Source organism: Mesorhizobium sp. M2A.F.Ca.ET.039.01.1.1 (assembly GCF_003998035.1).
Taxonomy (GTDB): Bacteria; Pseudomonadota; Alphaproteobacteria; order Rhizobiales; family Rhizobiaceae; genus Mesorhizobium.
The window spans coordinates 1-1683 of sequence record NZ_RZRY01001046.1 but is presented as its reverse complement, the minus strand read 5'-3'; the positions used below and the strand labels follow the sequence as shown (position 1 = coordinate 1683).

Sequence of the window (1683 nt, the reverse complement as noted above, 5' to 3'; positions counted from 1 at the left end):
GTTGTCAGGAGGAATGCGGTATTTGGAGCGGCTTCGATCCTGACAACAACGAACATGATCCGGAGTAATCTGCGTATGGTAAAAAGCTGGAACGACAGGCTGAACACGCCACGCATCAACGGCATCAAACCGTCGCCGCGCACGGTCGGCGATGTCGTCGAAGGCCAGTCGATGCTGGTGCCGACCGCGCGCAAGCGCGAAGGGCTGAAGCCATAAACCCCGAGGGAGAAACCGATGCGCCGCGCCGACAGGCTTTTCCAGATCGTGCAGCATTTGCGGGGTGGCCGACTGGTCACCGCGCAGAAGCTCGGCACGTGGCTCGAGGTTTCCGAGCGCACCATTTACCGCGACATAGCCGACCTGCAGTCGACCGGAGTGCCGATCGACGGGGAAGCGGGCGTGGGCTACATGATGAGGGAAGGTTTCGACCTTCCGCCGCTGATGTTCACACGTGACGAGATCGTGGCGCTGGTTGCCGGCGCCCGCATGGTGCGCGCCTTTGGCGGCGCCGCGATGGCAAGGGCCGCCGACGAGGCGCTGGTCAAGATCGGCGCGGTGCTTCCCGATACCGAGAAGGACCGCATCGCCCGCACCGAGATCCACACGCCGATGTGGGTGGTGAGCGACGCCGCGCGCGAGGCGATCGACCTGATCGAGCGCGCCGTCGAGAAACGCCAGGTGCTGACCATCGACTATTCCGACGAGGCCGGGCGCGGCACCGCGCGCGACATCAGGCCGCTCGGCCTGTGGTTCTGGGGCAAGGTCTGGACCCTGGTTGCCTGGTGCGAGATGCGCGACGATTTCCGCGCCTTCCGCATCGACCGCATCGCTTCGGTCGTCATCGCCGGCCGCACCTTCAAGCCGGAGCGCGGCAAGCAGCTCGCCGATTTCTACCGCGCCGTCGAGCGCTCGGAGGATTACGGCATGGCGCCCGACCGCGCCGCGCGGACGTGACTTCCTCCCGAGCGATTGTCCAACAAAAAAGCCCGCTCGAAGCGGGCTTTTTTGTTGATAGCCTCGGAAGGCTTACTCCTGCTCGTCGTCTTCGCCCTTGTCCTTCGACTTGAGCGCCGAGAGCTTGGCGAACACCGCGTTGGCATCGAGCTCCTGGTCTTCATCCTTCGGCTTCTCCGGCGCCGGCACCAGCCGTTCGGTGAGGGCGGCGGGCAGCAGCGTGTCGCCGACGGGCTGCGGCTGCTCGCGGCCGCGCGAGGCGCGGTTGACCTCGAGGTCGAGGTCGATCTGCGAGGTGAGGCCGAGCGTCACCGGATCCATCGGCTGCAGATTGGCCGAGTTCCAGTGCTTGCGCTCGCGGATCTGCTCGATGGTCGACTTGGTGGTGCCTACGAGACGGGCAATCTGCGCATCCTTGAGCTCGGGGTGGTTGCGCACCAGCCAAAGGATGGCGTTCGGCCGGTCCTGGCGCTTCGACAGCGGCGTGTAGCGCGGGCCCTTGCGCTTCGATTCCGGCACCCGAACCTTCGGCTCCGACAGCTTCAGCCGGTAGTTGATGTCCTTCTCGCCGCGCGCAATCTCGTCGCGCGTCAGCTGGCCGGTGATGATCGGGTCCATGCCCTTGATGCCCTGCGCCGACTCGCCGTCCGCGATCGCTTTGACCTCGAGCGGATGCAACCCGCAGAACTGCGCGATCTGCTCGAAGGAGAGCGCGGTGTTGTCGACCAG

Annotated in this window: 2 protein-coding genes and 1 pseudogene; 2 read left to right on the top strand and 1 reads right to left on the bottom strand. The window is 65.5% G+C overall.

What is annotated here, in order from left to right; translation table 11 throughout:
• Both EOA24_RS42120 and EOA24_RS37095 read left to right on the top strand, forming a co-directional pair.
• Window positions 1-216, top strand: a pseudogene (locus EOA24_RS42120) (hypothetical protein); the annotation flags it as partial.
• Window positions 217-234: 18 nt separating this feature from the next.
• Entirely contained in the window at window positions 235-954 is a 720-nt protein-coding gene (locus EOA24_RS37095; RefSeq protein WP_042641559.1) for a YafY family protein, read from the top strand.
• A gap of 72 nt (window positions 955-1026) precedes the next feature.
• Here EOA24_RS37095 and EOA24_RS37090 read toward each other — a convergent pair.
• The coding region (locus tag EOA24_RS37090; RefSeq protein ID WP_127410771.1) for a DUF1013 domain-containing protein at window positions 1027-1683 on the bottom strand (657 nt) is incomplete at its 5' end.